This window comes from Microcoleus sp. C2D2 (genome assembly GCF_036702495.1).
GTDB lineage: Bacteria > Cyanobacteriota > Cyanobacteriia > Cyanobacteriales > Microcoleaceae > Microcoleus.
The window spans coordinates 26984-52591 of sequence record NZ_JAUBTO010000042.1 but is presented as its reverse complement, the minus strand read 5'-3'; the positions used below and the strand labels follow the sequence as shown (position 1 = coordinate 52591).

23 protein-coding genes are annotated in these 25608 nt (G+C 44.3%); 13 read left to right on the top strand and 10 right to left on the bottom strand.

The window, feature by feature from the left end; translation table 11 throughout:
* Window positions 1–294: 294 nt before the first annotated feature.
* Window positions 295–612 (bottom strand): TMEM14 family protein, encoded by a 318-nt coding sequence (locus QUB61_RS15850; RefSeq protein ID WP_333131501.1) that lies wholly within the window; start codon window positions 610–612, stop codon window positions 295–297.
* A 126-nt stretch (window positions 613–738) separates the two neighbouring features.
* Here QUB61_RS15850 and QUB61_RS15845 point away from each other — a divergent pair, with 126 nt between their 5' ends.
* The 4 genes from QUB61_RS15845 (at window position 739) to QUB61_RS15830 (ending at window position 4378) form a co-directional block, all read left to right on the top strand.
* Window positions 739–2043 (top strand): ATP-binding protein, encoded by a 1305-nt coding sequence (locus tag QUB61_RS15845; protein WP_333131499.1) that lies wholly within the window; start codon window positions 739–741, stop codon window positions 2041–2043.
* Between the two features lie 236 nt (window positions 2044–2279).
* On the top strand, window positions 2280–2726 hold the full coding sequence (locus QUB61_RS15840) for a tellurite resistance TerB family protein (RefSeq protein WP_333131497.1): 447 nt from the start codon (window positions 2280–2282) through the stop codon (window positions 2724–2726).
* A gap of 166 nt (window positions 2727–2892) precedes the next feature.
* Entirely contained in the window at window positions 2893–3309 is a 417-nt protein-coding gene (locus tag QUB61_RS15835) for a thioesterase family protein (RefSeq protein ID WP_333131496.1), read from the top strand.
* 97 nt (window positions 3310–3406) lie between these two features.
* Window positions 3407–4378: a putative 2-dehydropantoate 2-reductase gene (locus QUB61_RS15830; protein ID WP_333131494.1), complete on the top strand. Its 972-nt coding sequence runs from the start codon at window positions 3407–3409 to the stop codon at window positions 4376–4378.
* 195 nt (window positions 4379–4573) lie between these two features.
* Here QUB61_RS15830 and QUB61_RS15825 read toward each other — a convergent pair whose 3' ends face one another.
* The 5 genes from QUB61_RS15825 to menA all read right to left on the bottom strand — a co-directional run bounded on the left by QUB61_RS15825 (window position 4574) and on the right by menA (window position 9602).
* Window positions 4574–6019, bottom strand: coding sequence for a 2-succinylbenzoate--CoA ligase (locus QUB61_RS15825; RefSeq protein ID WP_333131492.1), 1446 nt, complete (start codon window positions 6017–6019; stop codon window positions 4574–4576).
* Window positions 6020–6423: 404 nt separating this feature from the next.
* A complete protein-coding gene (locus tag QUB61_RS15820) occupies window positions 6424–7494 on the bottom strand; it encodes an o-succinylbenzoate synthase (protein ID WP_333131490.1) in 1071 nt (356 codons plus the stop codon).
* Between the two features lie 11 nt (window positions 7495–7505).
* The gene (gene menH / locus QUB61_RS15815) at window positions 7506–8306 is read right to left on the bottom strand and encodes a 2-succinyl-6-hydroxy-2,4-cyclohexadiene-1-carboxylate synthase (RefSeq protein ID WP_333131488.1); all 801 of its coding nucleotides are present in this window, start codon (window positions 8304–8306) and stop codon (window positions 7506–7508) included.
* A gap of 83 nt (window positions 8307–8389) precedes the next feature.
* On the bottom strand, window positions 8390–8554 hold the full coding sequence (locus QUB61_RS15810; protein WP_333131486.1) for a hypothetical protein: 165 nt from the start codon (window positions 8552–8554) through the stop codon (window positions 8390–8392).
* A 151-nt stretch (window positions 8555–8705) separates the two neighbouring features.
* Window positions 8706–9602 (bottom strand): 2-carboxy-1,4-naphthoquinone phytyltransferase, encoded by an 897-nt coding sequence (gene menA, locus QUB61_RS15805; RefSeq protein WP_333131484.1) that lies wholly within the window; start codon window positions 9600–9602, stop codon window positions 8706–8708.
* A 385-nt stretch (window positions 9603–9987) separates the two neighbouring features.
* Between menA and QUB61_RS15800 the strand changes: the two genes are divergently transcribed.
* The gene (locus QUB61_RS15800) at window positions 9988–11421 is read left to right on the top strand and encodes an isochorismate synthase (protein WP_333131482.1); all 1434 of its coding nucleotides are present in this window, start codon (window positions 9988–9990) and stop codon (window positions 11419–11421) included.
* A 52-nt stretch (window positions 11422–11473) separates the two neighbouring features.
* On the opposite strand, the gene QUB61_RS15795 is transcribed toward QUB61_RS15800, so the two are convergent.
* Entirely contained in the window at window positions 11474–11773 is a 300-nt protein-coding gene (locus QUB61_RS15795) for an antibiotic biosynthesis monooxygenase (protein ID WP_333131480.1), read from the bottom strand.
* 73 nt (window positions 11774–11846) lie between these two features.
* On the opposite strand from QUB61_RS15795, the gene menD reads away from it, so the two are divergent.
* Entirely contained in the window at window positions 11847–13733 is a 1887-nt protein-coding gene (gene menD, locus QUB61_RS15790; RefSeq protein ID WP_333190021.1) for a 2-succinyl-5-enolpyruvyl-6-hydroxy-3-cyclohexene-1-carboxylic-acid synthase, read from the top strand.
* A gap of 24 nt (window positions 13734–13757) precedes the next feature.
* Here the strand turns inward: menD and QUB61_RS15785 are convergent, their stop codons facing one another.
* Together QUB61_RS15785 and grxC are read right to left on the bottom strand one after the other, a co-directional pair.
* Window positions 13758–14948 (bottom strand): transposase, encoded by a 1191-nt coding sequence (locus QUB61_RS15785; RefSeq protein ID WP_333131475.1) that lies wholly within the window; start codon window positions 14946–14948, stop codon window positions 13758–13760.
* A 402-nt stretch (window positions 14949–15350) separates the two neighbouring features.
* Window positions 15351–15665: a glutaredoxin 3 gene (gene grxC / locus QUB61_RS15780; protein ID WP_333131474.1), complete on the bottom strand. Its 315-nt coding sequence runs from the start codon at window positions 15663–15665 to the stop codon at window positions 15351–15353.
* Between the two features lie 263 nt (window positions 15666–15928).
* Between grxC and QUB61_RS15775 the strand changes: the two genes are divergently transcribed.
* Window positions 15929–16144 carry a hypothetical protein gene (locus QUB61_RS15775; RefSeq protein ID WP_333131472.1) on the top strand — a complete coding sequence of 72 codons (216 nt, stop codon included), beginning with the start codon at window positions 15929–15931 and terminating at the stop codon, window positions 16142–16144.
* A gap of 39 nt (window positions 16145–16183) precedes the next feature.
* Entirely contained in the window at window positions 16184–16372 is a 189-nt protein-coding gene (locus QUB61_RS15770; RefSeq protein ID WP_333131470.1) for a hypothetical protein, read from the top strand.
* Between the two features lie 58 nt (window positions 16373–16430).
* On the opposite strand, the gene QUB61_RS15765 is transcribed toward QUB61_RS15770, so the two are convergent.
* Window positions 16431–17297, bottom strand: a complete 867-nt coding sequence (locus tag QUB61_RS15765) for a WYL domain-containing protein (protein ID WP_333131468.1) — start codon at window positions 17295–17297, stop codon at window positions 16431–16433.
* Between the two features lie 97 nt (window positions 17298–17394).
* Here QUB61_RS15765 and cas3 point away from each other — a divergent pair, with 97 nt between their 5' ends.
* From cas3 to cas5d, 5 genes are all read left to right on the top strand, one after another.
* Window positions 17395–19575, top strand: a complete 2181-nt coding sequence (gene cas3, locus QUB61_RS15760) for a type I-D CRISPR-associated helicase Cas3' (protein WP_333131466.1) — start codon at window positions 17395–17397, stop codon at window positions 19573–19575.
* A 404-nt stretch (window positions 19576–19979) separates the two neighbouring features.
* Entirely contained in the window at window positions 19980–20231 is a 252-nt protein-coding gene (locus tag QUB61_RS15755; protein ID WP_333121054.1) for a hypothetical protein, read from the top strand.
* Window positions 20232–20359: 128 nt separating this feature from the next.
* Complete coding sequence (gene cas10d, locus QUB61_RS15750) at window positions 20360–23722, top strand: type I-D CRISPR-associated protein Cas10d/Csc3 (protein WP_333131463.1); 3363 nt, start codon at window positions 20360–20362, stop codon at window positions 23720–23722.
* An 81-nt stretch (window positions 23723–23803) separates the two neighbouring features.
* The gene (gene cas7d, locus QUB61_RS15745) at window positions 23804–24817 is read left to right on the top strand and encodes a type I-D CRISPR-associated protein Cas7/Csc2 (protein WP_333131461.1); all 1014 of its coding nucleotides are present in this window, start codon (window positions 23804–23806) and stop codon (window positions 24815–24817) included.
* Window positions 24818–24822: 5 nt separating this feature from the next.
* Complete coding sequence (gene cas5d / locus QUB61_RS15740) at window positions 24823–25530, top strand: type I-D CRISPR-associated protein Cas5/Csc1 (protein ID WP_333131459.1); 708 nt, start codon at window positions 24823–24825, stop codon at window positions 25528–25530.
* Window positions 25531–25608: the final 78 nt, after the last annotated feature.

The following is a 25608-nucleotide window of genomic DNA, read 5'->3' as shown; positions in this document are numbered from 1 at the left end:
AGAGTTATTTTTTCTTGTGGGATGGGCCGAAGAGCCCGTCCCATCAATTGAGGAAAAGGATTTTTGCAAGAGGTCTATTATACCAATTATTAAAAGTCGCAGAGACCAGCCCCGGAAACTGCCAAGCCTAAGTCCCTACAGATGCTCGCCTACAATCTTTATGTCTCCCTACTTTTTAGAATTGGTAGAAGTTGTGGAGATAAAAAAGCTTAGACTTTAGTTCAAGATCCCAGTAAAAGCTGTGAAGTCAATCTAAAATCTAAAATCTAAACTCTCACATCTCAAATATCAAATCTATTGACCGCTGATTTCGTAAACGATCGCGCCCAAAGATGCCAAACTAGCTAGAATGAGCATCCCGGCCGGCATGAATTTGCGAGTTTTTACAAGCCGTAAAATAAAGACTATTACCAAAACAGCGGAGATGGCTGCTGCTAATGTTAAACCCCAAGTTTGTCCCATGAGTTGTGCGATGCCGGCAAAAATTAGCAGCGAACCGCTAATCAGGCCAGAAATTAGCGAGGCTTGGCTTTTGGCCTTGATATAACCCATGATGCCGCCAACGAGTGTTAAAATGCCGTAGCCGATCGCCGCTGCTGTACCTAAATTCATTTTTAATCCTCCTGATTTCACTCTTTGCATCTAAATTTATACAGCGCGGGTGGCAATTATTGTCACGAATTGTTAGAAAATTTATTAAACCCAGTCAGGATATCTAACTGTTATACAATTGCCATTATGTCAGCCCTAACTTCTGGTGCGATCGCCCAAATCCGTTACCTGCAGCGCCAAGCAGCATCTCTGCTGCTGTATCAATCGGTTTTCAACAGCCCTGCCGGTCAAGCCTTTCTCGACTTGCTGCAAGCCCTCCACCACAGCGAAGTCAGCGGTTTAGACTGTCTGACAGCTTACGGCAACTGGTTCAAAGTTCAGGCGGCTTTAAATCAGAACTGGAAAGATTCTCTGATTTGGGAAATACTCAAAAACGAAAACCCCTTTTCTCGCCGAGCACAGCAAACAGATTTTGCGAGTTTGCCGAACGCTTTGGTGGAAGCAGCCGGACATGATTTACAACTGCTGCAAAATATTTACGACTGCAGCAGCGATCAATTGAGCAAGTGGGTGCGGGTAGCGGGTCAACTGGACGCTGTGCCTCCGATTTGGCATTCAGAAAGTGTCCAAGAAAATGGCGATTTGCCGCTCCACGGGAAACTGGAAAAATGGTCGAGCGCTACGGAATCTTTGGCAGCTTATTACCGACAGTTTGGCACGGGTTTGTTTGCCGAATATCGCGCTTTTGCGTGGCGCGAAGGGCAGTTTGCGAGTATTTCCCATCCCGATCGCATAACTTTAAAAGAGTTGGTTTGCTGCGATTGGCAGCGGGATGCTCTTGTGAAAAATACCGAGTTTTTGCTGGCAGGTTATCCGGCTTTGCACGTTTTGCTGTACGGGAGCCGCGGTTCGGGCAAGTCTTCTTTGGTGAAGTCGCTGTTAAATGAATTTGGCTCTCGCAATCTGCGCTTGATTGAAGTATCTAAATCCGACTTGCAAGATTTGCCGCTAATTGTCGAGCAGTTGCGGGGAGTTCCTCAAAAGTTTATTATTTTTGTGGACGACCTTTCCTTTGAGGAAGATGACGATGCTTTTAAAGCTCTGAAAGTTGTCTTAGAGGGGAATGTAACGGCAAGGTCTCAAAATGTAGCGGTTTACGCCACATCCAACAGGCGACATTTAATTCGAGAGTTTTTTGACGACAGGCCTCGCCCCCGCGACGGGGATGAAGTTCACGCTTGGGATACTGTGCAGGAAAAACTTTCATTTAGCGATCGATTTGGCTTGACTTTAACTTTTGAACCTGCCGATCAAAAGACTTATTTAACAATTGTCCGACATCTGGCAGAACTTGCTGAAATCAAACTCGCTCCTGAGGATTTGGAGCACCGCGCTAAAGAATGGGCAACTCGCCACAACGGTAGATCTGGCAGGACTGCGCGGCAGTTTGTTGATTTCCTGAAAGCAGATTTAGCAATTTTTGACAAGTAGATCGTCGGCGCTGGGAGGGCGGGTTTTACTTTCCATCTGGAAAGGCAATTCAGGATCTCAATAAACCCGCCATTGCAGCGCCAAAGGGCGAAATAAAAATTCTTAATTTTTTCATAATTTTATTGAGTATAAATAACTAACAAGATTTGATATAATTATCACGCATCCCCAAAGAAACCTCCAGAGCCAGAACCCATCCTGACTCCATAAATCCACCACTAAATGAGGAAAATATCATGGGTTTATTTGATAAAGTATCGCAGACTCGCCAAGAAACGGACGTAACGTTAGGGCCTGCCGAAGCATTTGCGGCGATCGCGCTAATTGCCGTAGCAGCCGACGGTTACATCAATGAGAGCGAAAGTAAAGCGATTAGCATGACGCTATCTCGGATGCAACTGTTCCGCAGCTATCCGGATGACGTAATGAGAAAAATGCTCGATCGCCTGCTGATGATTCTCCAACGGCAAGGAGTTGAGGTACTGTTTAAGGCGGCTTTGGAAACGCTTCCCGACGAACTTAAAGAAACAGTTTTTGCTGTGACAACTGATATCGCTTTAGCAGATGGCGAGGTTTCAGAAGAAGAAGAACAACTTTTGAACGATCTTTACAGTGCATTGGGGATTTCCGAAGAAGTGGCGCTCAATATTATAGACGTGATGTTGATTAAGAACAAAGGTTAAGAAAGAAGGTTAAGACAGAAGGGGAAGCAGTGAGGAGGGCAAGTTTTACAATATAAAAAATTAGCGCCTACTTACTTAGCCGATCGCTTCCCCAAAAGTGCGGCTTTACCGATAAAATGGTTGGTAAAATTCAGATCTAATTTGCGATCGCCCGCTACTACCTCAAATGCCTTTCACTTACACCCGCACTGTTCGCTTTCAAGATACTGATGCTGCTGGAGTCGTTTACTTTGCTAACGTTTTAGCGATGTGCCACGAAGCTTACGAGGCATCTCTAGCAGCATCGGGAATCAATCTCAAAGCATTTTTCAGCAATCCCGAGGTTGCGTTTCCCATAATTCATGCTAGTGTAGATTTTTATCGCCCCATGTTTGCGGGCGATCGGCTGATGATTCAATTGACGCCGAAACAAGTTACTGGCGATGAATTTGAAATTGCCTATCAAGTATTTTTGGCGGGGGAAGTTGCAGGAAGAAGTGCTGCTAAAGCTCTGACTAAGCACGTCTGCATCGATGCAGTTAGCCGAACTAGAAAACAGCTATCTGAAGACTCGATGCAGTGGATGAGTAAATTTGAAATTTGAAATTTGAGATTTCAGATTATTTCTATCTTTAAATAATAGCAGGGAATGACAATCAAATTTCAGTTTTGTTGATAATTATTTCTGACTTTTTGATATTATGTCAAATCGCAATTATGCCATTGTCGGCACGGGAGCTTTAGGCGGATTCTACGGTGCTAGACTGCAACAAGCAGGTTTAGAAGTCAATTTTTTGCTGCGCAGCGATTACGATCGCGTCAGAAAACACGGTTTGATTATCGAGTCTCCCGAAGGCGACTTCACCCTCCCCCACGTCCGCGCCTACCACGACGCGCACAAAATGCCTCAGTGCGATGTAGTAATTGTAGCGCTGAAAACAACTCAAAATCACTTGTTGCCCAAAATTTTGCCTCCTTTATTAAAGGATAACGGCGCGGTTTTAATATTGCAAAACGGATTGGATACGGAACCGGAAGTAGCTAAAATAGTCGGTGCAGAACGAGTGGTTAGCGGGCTGTGTTTTCTCTGTTCTTATAAAGTTGGGCCCGGTCACATCTGCCACCTAGATTACGGCACTATCACGCTGGGAGAATATGCCCAAGACTACAAACCCATCGGTATTACTAACAGATTGCAGCTAATCGCTGAAGATTTTAAACGTGCTCATATTCCTATTAAAATGAGCGAAGATTTGCTATTATCCAGGTGGAAAAAGTTGGTATGGAATATTCCTTATAATGGGCTGTCTGTAGTGTTGGATGCGAGAACTGACCAACTGATGGCTAATCCGCATACTCTGATTTTAGTCCAGGAAATCATGGGGGAAGTGATAGCGGGAGCCAAAAGTTGCGATCGCCTTATTCCCGATGACTTTATCCCACAGATGCTGGAACATACTCAGAAAATGAAGCCTTACCGCACGAGCATGAAAATCGATTATGATGAATCGCGGCCCCTGGAAGTTGAGGCGATTTTTGGTAATCCGATACGGATGGCGCAGCAAGCAGGTATTAAGTTGCCGCAAATAGAGGTACTTTACCGAATGTTGAAGTTTGTGGACGTTCACAGACAAGAAGCTGAGAGGACGAGAAGGCTGTTAGCTTTGCACTAATTGGGAATTGGGAATTGGCCAAACAGGGAATTGGCCAAACAGGGAATTGGCATTGGGAATTGGCCAAACAGGGAATTGGGAATTGGGCATTGGGCATTAGGCGGGGCGGGTTTCTGAGATTTCTCACTGGTGTTGTAGATATTGGTGAACCCGCCCCTACAGGAATTACTGTCAAATCCGGTTAATACTATCGATTCACCGGTGATGAGACATCGCAATTTCTTGCAATTGTTCTCGATTGACTTTGCCTTGAGAATTGCGGGGCAAGTATTCGACGATAACCCAAGATTTCGGCCGCTTAAACTTGCTCAACTTATCTTCTATTGCCGCTTGCAGATTTTTGACAGTAACTTCGGGATTAGCGGGAACGTAAATAGCCGTAACGACTTGACCCCAATCTTTGTCTGGCAAGCCAATTACAGCAATATCCGCAACTAAATTAGTCGATCGCACAACGGCTTCGACTTCCGCCGGAAATACATTTTCTCCGCCTGTTATAATTTTGTCGCTGCTGCGTCCGACGATATTTAAGCAGTTATTTTTATCAAAAAATCCCAAATCATCTAATTGCAAATATTGCCCATCGCCAAATTTTTCAGGATAATAACCCAACGCCAAAGATTTAGCATTAATCGCAATATTTCCTATTTTATTATAGCACAAAATCTCGCCTTCTGCACTGCGAATAGTTATTTGAGCATGGGGTAAAGTGTGACCGGAACTGTTATTTCCCGCGAGAAAATCTTCGGGTTTTAGTGTAGCAATTTGCGAGGCGGTTTCTGTCATGCCGTAACTTGGCGCTAATTTGATTTGATAGTTTCTAGCGGTTTCTAAAAGTTCCGGCCAAGCGGGAGCACCGCCCAAAAGTACAGCCCGAAACCGTCGAAGCCAATTAGCTGTATCTGGGTTGTGCAGCAGCCGTTGCAGTTGAGTTGGAACTAAAGAAATGAAAAATTCTTCTGGTTCGATATCGCATTTTTCGCCTGCTTCCAGTGCTTTGAAAGACCCAATTGCCAGTTTTCCCGCCGTCGTAAACGAACGCATGAATTGCATTAAACCGCTGACGTGGTATAGTGGCAAAACGCAGAACGAGTTGATTTGGTCAACTTGAAAATATTGTTGAAAACCTTGTACTGATGCGGTTAGTGTGTCCCAAGTGTGGATGGCAAAACGGATTTTTCCTGAAGAACCGCCGGTGGGAATCACGATCGCAGTTAATTCGTCAATTTCCCGGGATTCCGGCGAAGGGAATTCGCTAGCAACGCGATCGCACGAACGAAGTCCGGCTGTGCGGAATGTAAGAAAGGGGAATCTTTGTTCTAACTCAGCAACTTGTCCCAAAATTAGGTCTGGTTGGACTAAATCAAAGACTTGTTGCCATTCTGCTTTTACCCAGTTGGGATTGCAGAGAAAAATCGGGCATTTGGCGGCGCGGGCGGCGGTGAAACAGGCCAGAAATTGCACGGGTTCGGGTTCTGCGAGGCAAATTTTTGGGGGTGTTTCTCGTGCTTGATTTTGGGTGATTTCTTGCAATAGCCGATCGACAATTCGGGAAAATTCGCGACTGTCACAACCGATGATCCAATTATCGGGCAACCGATCCGCGAGATCCCGAATATTTACTGTTAGATTTGTTGCCATAGATGCTTTCACCAAGTTTCTCGATCTAAAACAATTACAGTCGTGGACGCACTTTGACTCATAAACCAACCGGGTTTTTTACCTTGGGTGCTTGCTGCAACCTGTGTATTTTCACCCATCAACCCGATTTCTGATCCCCCAGGAGTAATCTAAAATCTAAAATCTAAAATCTAAAATCGAATGAGCCAATTATCGGGCAACCGATCCGCGAGATCCCGAATATTTACTGTTAGATTTGTTGCCATAGATGCTTTCACCTAGTTGGTCGATCCAAAACAATTACAGTCGTGGACGCACTCCGACTCAGAAACCGGGTTTTTTACCTTGGGTGTCCGCTGCAACCTTTGTATTTTCACCCATCAACCCGGTTTCTGATCCCCCAGGAGTAATCTAAAATCTAAAATCTAAAATCTAAAATCTAAAATCGAATCATTGTCGTCGAACCAGCAATCGGTGCCGAAGCCTAATGCTCTTTTATTGGGAGACAATTCTCTTGCTAAATTTAATGCTGCTTGTCGGCCGATTTTGGTTTCAAATACTGATGAAAAAACTGCGTCTATATTGTGAGTTTGACAAAATTTTCGCAGTTGGGATGGAGAACCGCAGATGGCAGGTTTAATGACGAAAATTCCCCGCCAGCCTTGGCTGTAGCATTCTTGGATGCGATCGAGGTTGGCTGCGGATTCGTCTAGGGCGATCGCAGTTGCATAAATAGCATTCAATTCTACCATTTCTTGAAACTGTGTTACGGGCAGCGGCTGTTCCAAAAATTCAATGTCTGCGGAAAAGTCGGGAGTTGCTTTTACCTTGTCGCAAGCTTCCAGCCATGTTTTAGCCTGCGAGTAACTGAGTCCCCCGTTGGGATCTAACCGCAAAAATGCCGATTCTCGATCGCACAAATTGTGCATTACTTGGATTAGCTGCTGAAAAATCTTTAATTCTTGTTCAATTGCAGCAACACCAATTTTCCATTTAAACGTCCGATATCCCTCTAACCAAAGCACTTGCAAAGCCTGAAAAGCTGTTTCACCTGCTGGCAATAAACCGCTGTACTGACTCAGCCTCTTGTCCTCGTTCCCAGGCTCTGCCTGGGAATGCTTTTCTAGCGGCTCTGCCGCGTGTAAAATAGAGGATCTTCCTCCTAATATGCGTTCCCCGGCAGAGCCTAGGAAAGAGTTTGACAAGTTTGATAGTGCTGACTCAAAGCCAAATTGACAAGCCGGCAATTCAGGGGAAATAGCGAAAATCATCTCTGATGAAAGATTAGCTGGCAACTGGTGACAAAAATCTAAAGCTTGCTCAAAACTTTCGGAACCAAACCAACTCAAAGGGGCAATTTCTCCCCAACCAATTCGATTATTTTCTCCCACAAGTCGCAGGATAATTCCTGAGCGAGTATCCCAGATGCCGTGACTTGTTCGCAATGGACGCTTAAATTTTCGCTGATAAGTGCGAAACTCGAATTGATAAAACATTAATTTTTTAGTTAATTATAAAATTGTCTCACAACTGATCCAAACTTATCAATATTTTCAAAATGGATATTATGACCAGCTTTTGGTACAATTTCCAGACTAGCGGTCGGACACAAGCTGGCAATTTCGGTATTTATAGTTGTAAATTTATCATCATATTCTCCCGCTAGCAAGAGGAGAGGGATTTGATTTTGTGCCAGTTTTTCCCAGAGAGAGGGCTGGTTGCCGGTTCCCATGTTGCGGAGCGATTTGGCTAACTCTAAGGGATTGTTTGCTAAGCGGGTTTCTATGAGTTTGTCGAAGTTGGGAGAGTTTTTTAAGGATTTGAATAAAGGGATCTCGTACCAGTTTAATAAAAAATCTTTAATGTTGCTATTTTCCAGCTTTTGTGCTATCTGTGAATCGGCTTGCAGGCGGTGCGATCGCTCTTTTTCTGTCTTCAATCCTGGCGAAGCTGACTCTAACACTACTTTCTCGAATCTTTCAGGAAAATGTAATGTCATGTAAAGTGCCAATCGCCCGCCCATTGAATAGCCCAACAACAAACATTTATCTATTTGTAAATCATCTAATAACTCGATCAATGCTTGGGCAGTATTTGACATTTTGTAGCAAGTTTCATCGCCGTTAACTTGGGTTTTTCCGTGGCCGGGAAGGTCAACTGCGAGACAGCAATAACTTTTAGAAAGTAAGGGAATGACGCTACTAAAGTCTTGAATGTTGCCAGTGAATCCATGCAAAAATAAAATTGTCTGCTGATTCTTGTTGCCACTTAAAGAATAGTGAAACTGATAATTATTAAAGTTTGCCATTTCGTCACAACATAGCTGCTAAGTCTTCAGGGATAGGGCCGGTATATTCTCTTGCTACCGATTTTTCCTTCCTTGACAAAGGATTATTGTAAAGCAAATCGATCCGGTGAGTGTGCTAAAACTTCACCTCGAATTCCATTCAAATCCTCATCCAGTTCAGTGTAAGCAATTAGCACCCACTCGCTAGGATATAAGTGGAGGATTTCTTCGAGGCTGAGGATTTTGTCAATTTCTACTTGCGTACTCATGCTTTGATTCTCCTTTTTTACGATTCAATGTGAGGTACGGATTGCTGAATTAAAGAAGATTTTGAGAAGTCGTCCAACTCTGCCAACTCGCCCAACTCCCTCAGCTTAGCAAACCATACCTCCAGTTTACCGGGATTCTCGATCGCCCGATCTACAAAGCAAAGCCCAACGCCAGCAGCAATCCGCTCGAAAAATGCAGCGTAACTGCGATAAACTTAGAGTTGCTGACACGAGCAGGTTCGTCGTGATAGTCTGTGACATGGCGGCAAAGGTCGATCGCAAACGGCAAACTCCCAAAAATCAACAGCGTCCAAATTGGGAACATTCCCAAAGCCACAAATAGCACAGTCAAAGCATAAACGCTGCCGCACAACCACTGCAACAACTCGGCACCTTTTTTCGTACCCAGTCGAACAATCGGCGATTTTTTACCCGCCGCCAAATCGTCCGCAATTTGATGAAAATGGGAACAAAATAAGATGATACTCGTAGTAATTCCCACGATTACCGAAGCCGCAAAATTAGTTGCAGACCAAGTTTGAGTCTGGCTGTAATAAGCAGCGGCGAAGGCTAGCGGCCCAAAGGTGAAAAAGCAGATGATTTCGCCCAAACCCTGATAGCCAAGACGAAACGGAGGCCCTTGATAAGTGTAGCCGAGAGCACAGCATAAAACTACTAGCAAAATTACAGTTGGGTCTTTTTGCCACCAGCTTATGGCGCAGATTCCCGACACCCCGACTGCTAAAAACAGGTTAGCCAGCCAGAAAATTAAAGCTTTATTTCCGGTTAAGTTAACTAGGGAATGCGCTTTGTTTTTATCGATGCCTGTTTCCGAGTCAAATACATCATTGCTGAGATTCAGCCATGCTATAATCAAAATGGCTGACATTAAAAATGTCGAAAAAATTGACGGATTAATCGTTTTAGTTTCGGCAAAAGCAACCGCAGTTCCTACTGAAATAGGAATCACGGCAACGCTGTACATGGGCGGCTTGATTGCCGCCAGCCACAATTTACTATTTGGATGTTCAATTAACTTTGTTGTCATTACACAAACTTGATGCAATTGATAGCAGCTTAGTGATTTTACAATGTTATTGGTGAATAATGTTTACTCTGTATAAGGTTGAGTGCGTGCGGGGCATCCGTTGAGAGGCTGTGAAGGTGCTCAAAAGCCTGAAGTAGCCCGTCTGCAAACCTTTGTAGGGGCGATCGCATGAGAGTCGAGATTTAGTTGCTCAATCTTAAAGTTTTATGTATAAATGTTTCGCTCGATCGCGCGATAGTCTGTTTTCGCCCCGCTGCTGAGCCCAAACTTTCCGGGAAACTCGAAAGGTCATGTTTTGCGATCGCCCTCCCGTGCTTAGATCGAAATAGGGGTTTTAGCCGGACAAACCCACACTCGATCTGACAAATCTGCTATTCTCGCTTTCATGACAGTAATACCGCACCGCGCTAATCTCTTGCAAGACCGCAATCAACTGCATCAGTTTCTGTTAAATTGCCAGCAGTCTTTAACCGAAAAAGATCGCACAAAAATAGTTAGTATTTCTCAGGAAATTTCCCCCCTCGATCCGCTAGCTGTACTGCAAGAGATTGCCGAACCTTGTCAGCGGCACTTTTACTTTGAAAAAAGAGACCCTATTTCAGGCAAAAGTTTTGCGATCGCCGCCCTAGATTCAGCCATCCATCTAACAGTAGCAGGAACCGAGCGATTTGCCCTAGCTCAAAATTTTATTCAATCTTGTCTAGCCCGAACAATTACCATCGGTACGGAACGCTTGCCCTTCAGCGGGCCGCACTTTTTTTGTAGCTTTGCTTTTTTTGATGAGAATGTCGCCACCAATTCTTACTTTCCACCAGGAACCGTATTTTTACCCAAATGGCAGATTACTCGCCTCAAAGATAGCTGTACAATTGTCGCTAATGCCATTATAAACAAAGATATAAATGTTAAAAAAATTACCGAGAAAATTTGGCAAAGCTTTGATAAATTAGAGTCTAAGAAATACCAAAAAATTACGACAAATAGCAACAGTTTGATAGCTTTAAAACAAATCCCTGTGAAGGATTCCGCTCACTTTAAAACATCAGTAAAGTCTGCTTTAAAATTGATTGAGTCTCAATATTTCAGTAAAATTGTTTTGTCGCAAGCAATAAACGTCATTTCCCCAACCCCTTTTAGTTTAATAGATTCCTTAAATAACTTGCGACTCACTTATCCAGGCTGCTACGTCTTTTCGACCAGTAACGGCAAAGGTCAAAATTTTATCGGGGCCAGTCCAGAACGCTTAATCAGCATTCACAACAATCAGTTAGTAACAGATGCTTTAGCAGGTTCCGCACCGAGGGGGAAAAGTGAAGTAGAAGATGCGAATTTAGGCAAAGGTTTGCTCAACAGCGAAAAGGATCTTCGAGAACATCAAGTTGTGATTGATTTTATTGTCGATCGCCTGTCTAAACTGGGTATCAATCCCGACTTTTCCCCGGTTCCCCGGCTGTTGCAACTGTCAAATATTCAGCATTTGTGGACACCCATAAGGGCTAGAATTTCCCCTGAGATTCATTTATTAAAGATTTTAGCTCAACTGCATCCAACCCCAGCGGTAGCGGGCGTGCCGAGAGATATTGCCCTACAGCAAATTCGCGGCTGCGAAAGCTGCGATCGCTCTTTGTACGCAGCACCCATCGGCTGGATCGATCGCACCGGCAACGGCGAATTTGCCGTGGGCATTCGATCGGCTTTAATCGACGGCGATCGGGCTATACTGTATGCTGGTGCTGGTATTGTGGCGGGTTCGGAACCCGAGAAAGAACTAGCAGAAATTCAGCTCAAATTGCAGGCACTTTTAAATGCTTTAGTCTAATTCAGCTACTTTGCCGAATGTAGAGTTGTCTGGCTCATTGATTGAGTCTGTGTTAATGTTTAATTTTCACCTCTTCAAAATGTTCTACTATGGGAAAAGGATCGTAAAAATGGTGAAGCATTCTTTTCCACTCTTGATATTCAGCGGAACTCCTAAATCTAATTGTATGAGCTTCTAAATTTTCCCATCTCACCAATAATAGATATTTTCCTTGAACTTCTGTGCAGCGATGAAGTTCGTGAGATAAATATCCATCTATAGACCCTATCAGACTGGAAGCTTCTCTAAAAGCTATCTCAAAATCACCCTCACAGCCCGATTTGACATTCAGCACAACCGCCTCAAGAATCATAAAAATGTATCCTGACAATTATTTGGGTATAATATCGTAGCACAATACAGAGTTGAGCTACTCAGATTTAGCAATGCCAATATATTTTCGCAATACAAACACCGTCTGGGCTTCCGTATTAGCAGAGACATTGCAACGAGTGGGATTAACTACAGCCGTGATTTGTCCCGGTTCGCGATCGGCACCGCTAACAATAGCCTTTGCCCAGAACAACAAAATAGAAACTATTCCCATACTCGACGAACGTTCAGCCAGCTTTTTTGCATTAGGAATTGCCCAAAAATCCGGTTTACCAACCGCACTAATTTGCACATCAGGAACCGCCGCAGCCAACTTTTATCCTGCCATAATAGAAGCCAGAGAAAGTCGGATTCCCCTGCTAATATTTACCGCCGATCGACCTCCAGAACTGCGGGACTGTCACGCCGGACAAGCGATAGACCAAGTTAAAATATACGGCAATTATCCGAACTGGCAAGCCGAATTAGCGATACCTTCTGCGTCCATAGGAATGCTAGACTATCTGCGGCAGACGATCGTGTATGCTATTGAGCGATCGATCTTTCCCACCAAGGGTCCCGTCCACCTCAACATCCCCTTTCGCGACCCGCTTGTACCCGTTCCAGACATAGCTGTAGAAGCGTTAGAAACACAATTCAATCCCGAACATTTCTTTGCAGGATTAGAACCAATTTGTGCAGGAGAAAGCTCTACCCCCCCCAGCCCCCCCTTGTTAAGGGGGGGAGAAGAAAGTACAATGCAACAATGGCACAAGTGCAGCAAAGGGATAATTATTGCAGGCGTTTCCCAGCCTCAATTTGCCGAAAAATACTGTAGTGCGATCGCCCAAATTTCCCAATTATTAAACTGGCCAGTTTTAGCAGAAGGACTATCCCCAGTCAGAAACTACGCCCAACTAAACCCCCATCTAATTTCCACCTACGATTTAATCCTGCGAAACCGCGAACTAGCAGATAAATTAACCCCAGAAATCGCCATTCAAATCGGAGACTTACCCACAAGCAAAGAACTGCGAAACTGGTTAGATAAAACCCAACCCAAACGATATATAATCGACCCCAGCCACCACAACTTCGATCCGCTACATGGCAAAACAATTCACCTGCGAACCTCCGTAGAGAATCTCGCAACTATATTAACTCTTGTCCCCCCCCTTAACAAGGGCGAGTCAACTCTTGTCCCCCCCCTGAATCAGGGCGAGTCAACTCTTGTCCCCCCCCTTAACAAGGGGGGGTTAGGGGGGGTTCTAACCTCTCCATCAAACGAATACCTCCAGCTTTGGCGCAACACCGAAATCCAAGTCAGAGAAACAATAGACCAAAAAATATCAGCAATTAACAAAATAATCGAACCCAAAGTTTCCTGGCTGCTTTCCCAGATTTTGCCGCCAGCAACACCGATATTTATTGCCAACAGTATGCCCGTCAGAGATGTAGAGTTTTTCTGGAAGCCGAACAACTTAGAAATAAAACCGTTTTTCAATCGCGGAGCTAACGGTATAGACGGCACATTATCAACAGCTTTGGGAGTTGCTCACCGCAATCAAAGCAGCATCATGCTAACAGGCGATTTAGCACTTTTGCACGATACGAACGGCTTTTTAATTAAAAATAAATTTGTTGGTCATTTGACAATCATATTAATTAATAACAACGGCGGCGGAATTTTTGAAATGTTGCCCGTTGCCAAATTTGACCCGCCCTTTGAAGAGTTTTTTGCCACGCCGCAGCATATCAACTTTGCTCAGTTGTGTGCAACTTATGGCGTGGAACACGAGGTAATTGAGGATTGGGAACAGTTCAAACAAAAATTAATTTCGCTGCCCAATAGTGGCATTCGCGTCTTAGAAGTGCAAACAGACAGGCGATCGGATGCTAAATGGCGGCAAGACAATCTCAGTGAACTACCTACACCAACTGCACGCAGCAGTATGGTGTAAGCTTCTTTCTTCACGGGGGATTGCCTAGACGATGGTAGATTTTTTACGTCCAGATCGTTTTGGGCTTACACCCCCTCCGAAAGCAGAAGCGCTAGTTCCTAACGCCAAAATCCGCAAGCCTTCATTTCTGATATTGATCGCGGCGTTGATATCACGATCGTGTTGTTTTCCGCAGTTTGGGCAGTCTACATAACGTACCTTCAGACTATCCCAACCTTTCTGAAGTTGAGGAATCGGTAGCAGCGTTTCTGAACAAAGCTGTGATGATGGAAAAAATCGATTGATTTCGACATAATTTCGATCCAACTGTTCAGCTTTGTATTTGAGCATCGTACAAAACGTTCCCCATCCTCGCTCAGAAATAGCTCTGGCTAAGTTGGGATTCTTGACCATGTTCTTGACTGAGAGATTTTCTGTCACAATTACTTGGTTTTCGTTGACTATCTTGCGGGATAGCTTGTGAAGAAAGTCTTCGCGGATTCTGGCAATCTTGCTACACACTTTTGCCACCAGCAATTTCGCTTTTTTACGGTTCGTATAGCCCTTTTTCCGGGCTAATTTACGTTGTTTGCGTTTTTTGTTGCGTTCTAGTTTTTGTAGCTTTTTCTGAGCTTTTTTAGGCTGATTATGCTTCACTCCGTTAGAGGCGATCGCAAAATCTTTCAATCCCAGATCTACACCGATTGCATCGTTGACTGGTTCTAATGTTTGTTTGGACACTTCAAACAGTATTGATGCAAAGTACGTGCCATCTGTGTTTTGTGAGATGGTGACGCAACCTTGCTTACCATCAGGTAAGCTCCGATGAAACTTAGTTTTGACATATCCCAATGTACCAGGAAATTTAATCGATTTCTCTGAAACCATCAGCTTGACATTCTGAGGATATGAAACCGATTGTTTCGCTCCTTTCTTTTTGAAAGTCGGATATTTAGTACGACCTTCAAAGAAATTCACGAATGCTGAACTGAGATTGAATGTTACCCGTTGCAATGATTGAGAATAAGCAATTCCCAACCAGTCAAATTCCGTTTTCAACCCCGGTAGCAATTTATCCATTGCACCTTTACTCATACCTTTCCCAGTTTCCTTGTAAGTCGTTGTGGTTAGGTTCAACATTCGGTTGTATAACCAACGACAATTACCAAAACATTGAGCTAGGTATTGCTCTTGTTCGGGAGTGGGATAGATTCTGACTTTGACTGCGTGATACACTGGGGGCGATTTCTACCGTGTTTATAGATTCATGGTAAGACACGTTTGGATGGTGTGTATAAAATTGTCGTGAAGTTATGTAGGAGATTGTTTATTTTGCCAGTATATCTTCCCTGGCTTTCAGCATTGGTCAGATATCTGACAAAATAAACCTGGCTTTCATCCCGCCGCTAAATCAAAGATTATAGCGGGGGCATTCCCGCCGATCGAGGTAAAATTGCTAAAAGTTGGTAATTTTCAGTCGAGGACGCACTTGGACTCTCAGAAACCGGGTTTTTTACGCCCGCGTGCGGGCTCGGGCGAAGTAGACCCGCGAAAAAACCCGGTTTCTGACCACCCGTGCGATCGCCAACTAATGAGTGTAGGTATCGCTAAATGGAACGAAACCCAACCTAGATTAATTTAAACTGCAGGTTGAGCTAGCAGCGAATCTAACTCTCCATCTGCATCAAGTTTGTGAATGTCATCGCAGCCGCCGACGTGACCACCGTTAATAAAAATTTGGGGCACGCTGCGGCGTCCGTTAGCGCGTTGGGCCATTGCATTTCTAGCGGTTTCGTCGCCATCAATTTTGTATTCTGTGAAATTTACGCCTTTCCACCACAGCAAAGTTTTTGCCCGGATGCAGTAGGGACAGGTTTGCCAAGTATAGATTTCAACATTGGCTTTGATGCGATCGGGCTTGCGGCCCAAGATGGGATTGAGAAAATCAAGCATTTTCGGTACTGGGGTAAAAATTGAACTGGTTGAGAGATTAACGTCATTTTAGCTAAACGCCGTCAGTCCCGCCTCCTACCCAAACATCCGCCCGGCATGGAATTGCCCGCCGCCACCTGTGGCGCTGTGATTCGCGTCACACATTGACTCGACTCGGATCACTTACATACACGCATCACAATCACATTAGGAACCTCATTAATATCACTGATTTTTTCGGGAAAACAAGGAATGATCTAGATATCGAACTCAACAGAACTGCCATGATTCCACTACAACTCCTCCCCGGCGCTATATCTGAAATCCTCGCTTCTGTAACCGACACAGGCGTTTTGACTCTGGCCGATCGCTACGGCTTGATGGCCGCCACCTTCGACGACTCTCTGAATGACGAAGATAGAGGCTGTGTCAACCGCTTGCTGCGGGCGGTGCTCAAAGGCCGAGTGAAAATGGTCAACGAACTTTCAGCAGCATTCTAGTCGGAATTTGAAGTTTTGTTCTGAAGGCAAAGTCACTCAGTGGTAGATAAAGATAAAGATGGCGAAAGTGACTGGCAGTCGATCGCCCGGCGGGAGTCGCAGAGACTTGAAACAGCGGCAATTTCAATTCAATTTAAAGTTTTCTCCTCTAACTCAACAACGGTTTTTTCGATGGGCAGCCTGTTACGGGCTGCTTTTTGTTGGACGGCTAATCTGTTATTTCCGTAGGGAAGCGGCATTGCCGTCTCCTCGATATCCCTAGGGAAACGGCACGGTGCGGTGTCCTCTAATCGCGGATTTCCAGGTTGTATTGGCTGCAGAGGGCGATCAGTTTTTGTTGGAATCGATCGCGCACTGACTCTGGGGCAACTATCGCGCAATCTTCCCAGTAAGGAGAGATTTCGCGAAAAAACCAGAAGGTATTTGAGATATTCCGAATCACTCGTCTAATTGGCGGATCGCCTTCTAAGTCGCTGACTTCCACATCACCTTGCTTGCGCCTGTAGTTAAAGGCAAGTCTGCCGGATAAATGAAATTCTACGGGAATCCTGGCTAAATCTGGCAGCCAAGGTCGATCGACCGAAATCACCGCAGCATCTTCAATGCGATCGAGCAGCAGCGTCCAGTTGTGTTCGAGTCCCGGTACGTCTTGATTACCCTCAGATTCTTCGCAGCGACACATTAAATACTGTCGCTTTTCTATGGGGACAATGCGAGCGTGCAAGACTGTGTAACTCCAAAGGCGATCGATTGCATCCCGGTAAGACAGGCGGAAGGGTTGTTTTCTGTGGATAAAATTATCGATTTTTTGCCGCCAAGCAGGTAATGGGTTGCTCAAAAACCGATCGATTTGGGCCCGGAAAGGGAGAGTTAGTTCGCTGCGCGAGCTCAACAATTGGGCAATTGCCAGCGCTTCATCAATTTTGCCCAAGTCAAGCAATTGCTGTCGGGCGATGTCTAGGGCTTGGATGCGGGTTTCCGGCCAGTCGTGGTTGGGGGCGATCGTCAGTTGGCGGCGGGCGATCGCTTCTATCAGTTTGGATATGTTCGGGCGATCGCCCCACGTCTTCCCGAATTCTTGGGCCAAGGCTTCCAACTCAGCTTTATCTCGTTCAGAAACCGATAGGGTGATCGATTGACCTTTGCGACTCATAAATATACGGACACTTTCTCATTGTACAGGCTTGATTATCTCTATTGTCGGTGTCAATATGGGGAATATCCACTTTTTACGGACACAAATTCAGCGTATGTCCGATTACCAGATTACCCTCAAATCCGTTTACTCCTGTCCCGCTGCGGAAATTCCCAAGAAAGTCAAATTACCGGAAGGTTGGACTCTTTCTTGGCATCAAGCCGAAACTTTAAAAGCAATTCGCAACCCCAATATTGATGTCATTTTCAACTCAGCTATCACTAGCGATGGCAAAAGTTTAGCCGCTTTTTTAGAAACATTGCAGACAGATTGTTGTGCAGTGGGGCTATATCCTACGAATGAACTGGCGCGAGATCAGGAGACTCAAATTAAGCGCTATATCGAACAATTCAAACCCGAACATCAACCCCGTGTTGTCCGACTCAGCGGCTCGGAATTAGAAATCTATGCAGAAAATGAAAAGCTGAGAAAAGCAGCCGCGATCGCATCTCGCACAGGTCAATCAGAGATTTTATTAACTAACCCTGATATCTTGCACCATCTCCACCGAGGAGCGTATTTAAGCTCTGAAGATAGCCCCGATAAACTGTGGGGTCGCATCGACAAAGATTTTGACCTATTCATTTTTGATGAATTTCATGTTTTTGCAGCTCCTCAGATTGCCAGCGTCATCAATACCCTGTTATTAATTCGCAATACAAACCGCCGGAAAAAGTTTGTATTTCTGTCAGCAACTCCTGACGAGCAATTAATTAAGAGACTAGAAACAGCAGGTTTTCGCTGTCAAACTATCGACCCTTTAAAAGCAGGCAAATATCAGTTTCCCGATCGCCTTAATGAAATTGAACAGTTGAAAGCAGACTGCTGGCGGCAGATATTAAGGGAAAGTACGCTGACTTTTATTTCCCTAGAACCAACTTCAAAAGCTTCTGAAACTTGGCTGAAAGAAAGCGCAAATCTCATCCTGACTCACATTAAAAACAATCCGGGGAGTAAAGGAGCGATTATCCTGAATTCGATTGCTGCTGTCAAGCGGCTGACACCATTTTTTCGGGAATTGTTCGAGCCTCACGGTTTAGTTGTCGGCGAAAATACCGGGTTGTCGGGAAAAATGGAAAAAGAGCGATCGCTCTCCTCAGACTTAGTTCTCGGTACCAGCACAATTGATGTTGGGGTAGACTTCAAAATCAATTTGCTGATTTTTGAATCCGCCGATGCGGGCAACTTCATCCAAAGATTGGGAAGGTTGGGGCGACACGATGGCTGCGATCGCAATGGAGAATTTATTCAGTTTAAAAATTTCACAGCCATAGCACTCATCCCTAATTTCTTAGCTGAACGCTTGTTTGTCGGTGATACTGCCACTTTAGAGTCTAGCGGAATTTACGATCGTCCTTTTTTCTATCAACAAATTCGCGAAAAGTACCGCCAAATAAACAATTTTGAGGGATATTACTCCCGTTGGGGTGCGGTGCAGTCAGTTCAAATTTGCTGGGAATTAGGGCACAGGACAATTAAACAGCAGTACGCATCAAGTCAGAAAGCTTTTCAGGAAGCTGCTCAAAAAGTATTTAAAACTAACTTGGGGAAAGTGGCAGGTGATATTAAACAGTGGGGTAAAGACTGGCAAGAGCGATCGGGAAATAAGACAGGAAATCCGATAGTTGAGGATGCTAGCAGTTTTCGAGGTTCTAGTCCCCTGCAATGTGGCATTTGCGATTTAACCGATTCCCACGAGGCAGACAAATTTAAAACTTACGATTTACCAGGAATTTTGAGCAACTTGGAAATCGAACCGATGACGGAATCTGCATTTATGCGAATGTTGAACGAGACATCGGAACGCCTTGGGCAACCAATTGCCAAAGGTCGATTTAAACACTGTCTGGCTTTTTTGAAGTTGCGCAGTTATCGGGAGGAAAGACTGAATTGGAAATTTACTTATTCGGGAAAATTAGAGGAAAATGCTTCTGTTTGGAAAGTTCAGGTTTTGACGGGGATTGAGGTTGTGCAACCTGAGAATTATTGGATCGGGGAAATTAACAAGCGTTTGAAGAAGCAAGCATTGGTTTGTTATGTGCTGCGTTATCCGGTGGCTGAAGTGCGATCGCGCCTGCGACTGCCGGTGCACTTTCAGATTTATCCGATTTGCGATCGCTACAGTGTCCACGATACGACTGCACCTTATTCTATAGCTTTTGGCCAGTCGGCCCTGTTGGTAGATACCCTGGCCCACTGGCTCAAAAGCAGGGGGGATGAAATATGGATTGCGTAGAAGTTCAAGCCCTAATAGGGGGGGTTAAGTCAGGTAGAAAGATAGAGGAACGAACGCCATTAGGAGCGCAGCGAATTTTTTCAATCCCTAATAGGGTGTTAAGCTATCAATAAAAATTAATAAGCTTTTTCTACCTGTCCACACCATAGTACATAAATATAGCAAGGATGACAACTATGTTTAGATCGCTTACACTTAGACCATGGAAAGCTTCGCGGCTCTGTGAGCAACGATCGCGAGTAGGAACACAGATATGTAATCGCAGCCCTTCTTGTTCTCTAGACAGAACGGTTTTTAGCGTCACTTTATTTGGGTGGGGGTATAACACCCCCCTTCTGCTGCTGTTAGCAGTCAGCAGCCGTGAGTCTTTCCAGTCTGTAAAAACTAAACAGGAGACATTAACAATGCCAAAGCCAAAACGCTCTGGTGAGGGAGGGCCTTTGCTATTTATTCCCTATTCGCGGAAACCTTTTTTGGAAAACAAAAAGAAAGTTCGAGGGAGAAATCGCCACCCCTTTGAGTTGCTGGAAAAAGTTCAGAACTTATTAGAAACTGCATTGGACAGAAATGAGTTTGAGTCAGAGGAGGTCAAAGCAGAAGTCTATGACTTTTTAGTAATCCTCCGAGGCTCTAAAAAGGTATCTCAAAGGCGCTAGATAGTAGCAAGTTGCGAATTTTCAATAGTTAGGCTCTACAGGATTAGTGTAACTACATCAGAGCCTGTAGAGCTTTTTTGTCAAAAAAAGATAAGTGAGTTCTTTCATAGACTCCCTAGAGGCATAAAATGGCTAAAAAACGTCAAAAACCAGACGAAGAGTACCAACAACTCTCATTAAATTTTGATATCCCAGTTAATTTGAACTCTGAACAATTAGATGATCCAGATGATGACTGGTTGCAAGATGAAGAATTAGGGGCAAACTTTCAAACCTCCGATCGCACAATCGAACCTCAAACTCGCGACTTACTAACTCTCAAACTCTTGCGAGAAGCCATTCAGAGTCAAAATCCAGGCGATCGCGTCATGGGAGACTTCGCAGAATATGTCTTGCCAAATCTGCTGAGAGTTGCCATTGGCGTCACAGCCAAAGGCGGCAAATTTTTTGACGAACTCGATCGCAAACAAGGAAAAGAGAATGTGAGACGGCATAATGCAGCCGATCAGTCCCTAAATACTCACCTGCTAAATGGATTATTTCCTGCTAATTTAATTGAACAGCGGTTAGAAAAACTCGACACCACCGTGCGGCGATCGGTGGGAGAACCAGAACGGCGGTTAGTAATTGCTGGCTTTATTCTCCACGACTTTGAAAAATTTCCCGATGTCCCCAACGATTGTCGCAAGTTACCGCTAGAACAGCACCGTCAAATTATAGATGAAAAAGTGCGTCAGTTAGGAATAGATAGCTTCATCAATCCCGACGATCCAGATGCTTATCGAGAATACATTGACGACTTGCTCTGCCTTGCTTACAACGCTCAGCGGCGTTGGGATACTAACTGGAATTTTTCTGAATTTGGGTTAAGTCCAGTTTTGCGCGATCGCACACTCCGCAGCCTCTCAGACTTAACCTGTTTAGCAGATTCCCTAGCATCTATTATCAAACATCCCCAAGATGCAGAAAATACCCGGCTAAACGAGTTAATCCACAGCCTCAGCGGCGGGCAATTAAAATTCACTTATCACAGCATCGCTGAAAACAGAGGCGTACTTACCAACGTCGTCAATAACGCTTTAATGGAAGCGCATACGGCACTAAATACCGACCCTTGCACGTACTATGAACCATTGCTTTACCTACCAACAGGTGTAATTTACCTAGCACGGCGGGATGCTCCTGCTATTTCAATTGCAGACTTACCCGAACGAGTAGTTAGCAAGATCAAACAACTCTGCGCCGGACAACTGCAACGGCGACAAACTGGCTTTGGCAGAGATGGTAAAGGCATGAAATATGCCGAGTATTATAACCTGTTTTTTGATGCGTCAGATTTGATGCTAGTTGCCATCGCTGCTACGTTACGCATTCTCAAAATAGGTAAAAATTCTGTTGCAAAAAGTCGCAGCGATAATCTGATAAAATTTCAAAGACAAAATGTTTTGTCTGCTGATTACAGCTTCAATTTTGACGACGATATTCGGATTGACCAGATTGCTGAACTTGGCGACTTAGTGAGTCGCAAGATTTGGGGAGAACAGGTTAATACCATCGAAGCTGCACGTAAAAAAGACAAAAAACTACCCGCACTGCCTCATCTAGATATTGTCGAGGAAATTGCTAAGTTTTGGAACCTGTCCGAGTATCTGCCAGCCCTGAGAGAAATTCAACGGATTAATGAACGCCTAAAAGAACTTAAGCTAAAAGGTAATACAGGTGGCGTTCCTTACGAATGGTACTATTTAGCAGCAAAGTACCTAGAACATCACCCAGGCATTGAGGATGTGCGGGAGGTTTGCGAACAGGCGATCGCCCACATTTCCCAAATGATTAAACCCATTCTTTCACAGTACAAATTGCCCGACGGTTGGGACGATTTGCGACTGTGGGTAACGCGGGTTGTCATGTTACCCGGAAATACACCATTGGACACAGCATCCAGTAAGATATTTTTAGATGAATTGGAACGCTACCAACTCGCTAAGAAACAGGGTAGAGGAAGACAGTTAATCTGTTCGATTTCCCATTCAGCTTATACGGTAACAGAACAAATGGAATCAGCCGTTTTGTTCACCCCTCAAGTTTACACTAACAAACAAATGTTGGGAGGTTCTAACGCCAAACGCAATATTTCTAGTATTGCAGGTTTGGAAATGATGCTGAGGCAAATTTTAATGAATCAAACTCAAGCTGTGGGCAAAAAATTTGAAGATGGCAAATATCGCTATCTCTATTTTTATCCCACATATTACTTTACCCCAGAAACAAATAAGTTTCTGCAAAAAGCCTACACTAGCATTGCCCAAAGCCGCTTTGATACCAGCATTCGCAATCATTTTATCAACAAGGATTTGCAAGCAGATTTTGGACGCGATCGCTACCAAAGTGTCGATGCTTTCCTAATAGATGAAAACCTCGAACCAGGAAAAGACCGCACCTTCAAACTTTCCTATCCCGAAGACCAGCCCCTAACATTTTACTTCATGGCGCTTCCCCCCGGTCGAGATGCAACTGATACCGAATCTTGGGTAATGCCAGCTTGGCTAGCTTTTGCTTTCCCCATGATTCTAGATGTTAAAACCGTAGTTTCAGAGTCGCCAATTCCGCCTTTTAACGACGGTGCAGAATTTGAAGAAACCGTATTTCTTGACAGTGTACCCCAAGCTTTTAGGGTATTGACGAAGCGCGATCGCTTCCGCCTCGACTATATCCTAGAAGGTTGGGAGGAAAACGGCAAATCTTATCCTGCACCTTTAAATGTCTTAACTGCGGCTTATGCCATTCACCTTGATGTTAATGCGAAACAGGGGAAGTCCGGCTATGACTCCAACTGGGGTAAATTAACTGAACTCGCCAAGGATTTTGAAACCAGCCCGCTTTATGTATTTAGCTACCTAAATCAATGGGTTCGCAAACAGAAAAATGAAACGGCATCAATTCAAAAAATTAAGCTTTATGCTTATCATTTTTACCCTTGCTTTGACTCCAATGCCCACTATAATCATGAAGAGGAACGATTGACTGTGACAACCGCATCAAGTTTAAACCACCCCCAAAAATTGACGGAATTGTATCGCAGATTTTACCGTGCAAGTAAGCGATACAATCCCAAGGCAAATGCTGTGCTGAAACCGATTGATATTGCTTCTAAAACTATCCTTGAAGCCGATCATAGTTTTTCTTTAGTGTTTGTTGTTGCTGCTGAAGTTTCAAAGCTCATGGATCGCGTTCACGCTTCTACTGCTGAAGGGCGCTGGATTTTCAGCAAGCGGGAGGAAGAACGAGAGGCAATTTTAGAGTTTAGTCGATACTTTGTTGAGGAGGTATTTGAGCAGTCTTTCGCGGGCGATCGGGCTCGTTTAGCCGGCCGCCAAATCAACCTAATCCGAGATACCTGCGAATTCCTTTATCGTTTAGAGAATGACAAAGAAAATCGCGCTAAAGAGGAAAAATCAGGTGACGAATCTGAGGACGAAGCTGACAATTAAAGCTGAAGCTAGTGTTTGACAAGCTACACGCATTTTGCACCAGTAACATTTTAACTCCAAATTTCACTTAGGAGACAAATCATGCCTTTCTTAAAAACCCTTGATGCTAAATTATTTCATGCCAGCATCCCTTACAAACCAATGGGGAAATATGCCCACTTCCTGACTGTACGAGTGACAGAATCTTATCCTCTCTTTCAGACAGATGGAGAACTGAATAAAGCGCGAGTCAGGGCAGGAATTGAAGACCAAAAACCTATCAGCCGCCTTACCATGTTTAAGCGCAAGCAATCTACACCAGAACGTTTAGTCGGTCGCGAGTTGCTGCGTAACTATGGTTTTATGACCGCTGAAGATTGCGAATACAATGTCAAGTTTGCAATGAATAATCCTGATTGCATTATCTACGGATTTGCGATCGGTGACTCTGGTTCAGAGAAATCAAAAGTAGTAGTTGACACAGCATTTTCAATTACCGCTTTTGATGAATCTCACGAGACTTTTACCCTCAATGCTCCCTTTGAGAATGGCACAATGGCATCTAAGGGTGAAGCAGGTTCCAAACCAGGCGAAGTTACCAGTCGCATCAATCAGCAAGACCACATCAAACCCCAGATTTTCTTTCCTAGCATTGTCACCCTGAAAGACCCTACAGAAGCTAGTTTTTTGTATGTTTTCAACAACATCCTCAGAACGCGGCACTATGGCGCTCAAACCACCCGCACAGGTCGAGTCAGAAATGAGTTAATTGGCGTGGTATTTGCCGACGGCGAAATTACCAGTAACCTCCGCTGGACGCAAGCAATTTACGACAAATTGCAGGTTGAGGATAAACTTAATTCCAACAACCCTCTCAATGAAGATGATGTGATTATGGCTGCTAGGACTGCTATCCAAACGTTACTGTCTGAGGAATTTATCGTGCATGAAGACTTTATTGGGGATAAGTTTACACCATTAGTGACAGAGGTTAAAGCTGTTATTGGCAATGAAGATGAACTCAAAAAAATGTTGAAGAAAGCCGATGACGAGGCTAAAGCTTACGCGAAGAAGCATATCAAGGGTAAGGCAGGAGCTACAGCAGCAGCGGAGTAACAACCATGACTTTTATTTACCGCTGTCTAATCGAGTTGCACGATAGCCTTTATTTTGCAACTCGGGAGATAGGGAGACTTTACGAAACTGAGCCTGTAATTCACAATTACGCGCTTTGTTACGCGCTGGGTTTGGTGGATAGCGAAATCTATTCCACCACCGTTTCTGAAGAACATTCCTATCGCTATTTCTGTCCCGAACAAGTTCCTAAATACGAGCCGCATTTAACGGCGCTCAACCAACAGGGGATTTATGTTACTCCGGGGCGATCTATTTCTCACTCCTCTACTCTCAACACTTGGAAATATGCCAATAATAACTATCACGTCGAGATGGAGAAAACTCAGAAAAATATCCCTAGTTTTGGCAGAACAAAAGAAATTGCGCCGGAAAGCAAATTTGAGTTTTTCATAATCTCAGAGAAGCCTCTGAAACTGGCGAAATGGATACGGTTGGGAAAGTGGATGAGCAAAGCAGCAGTCGAAATTGTTGAACAGAAGGAAGTGAAGCGATCGCCCTCAGAAACAGACTTCATCTTTCCCTATCTTCTCAACCCTTTAGATGTGATGTTTACCCATCAAGTGATTAGCTACGATGTGGTTAATATGCCCCCTGTTAGCCTCATCCAAAATGTCAAAATGCTAGGGCGATATTACGAGTTTGAAAAACTCAAAATTCCGGCGTGTATGGAATACCGCTTTCGGGCAGATTAATAGGAGGCAGAGCCTCTAGAAATGCGTTCCCAGGTTCTACCTGGGAACGATAAAAATTGAACCAATTTTAAGCATTAA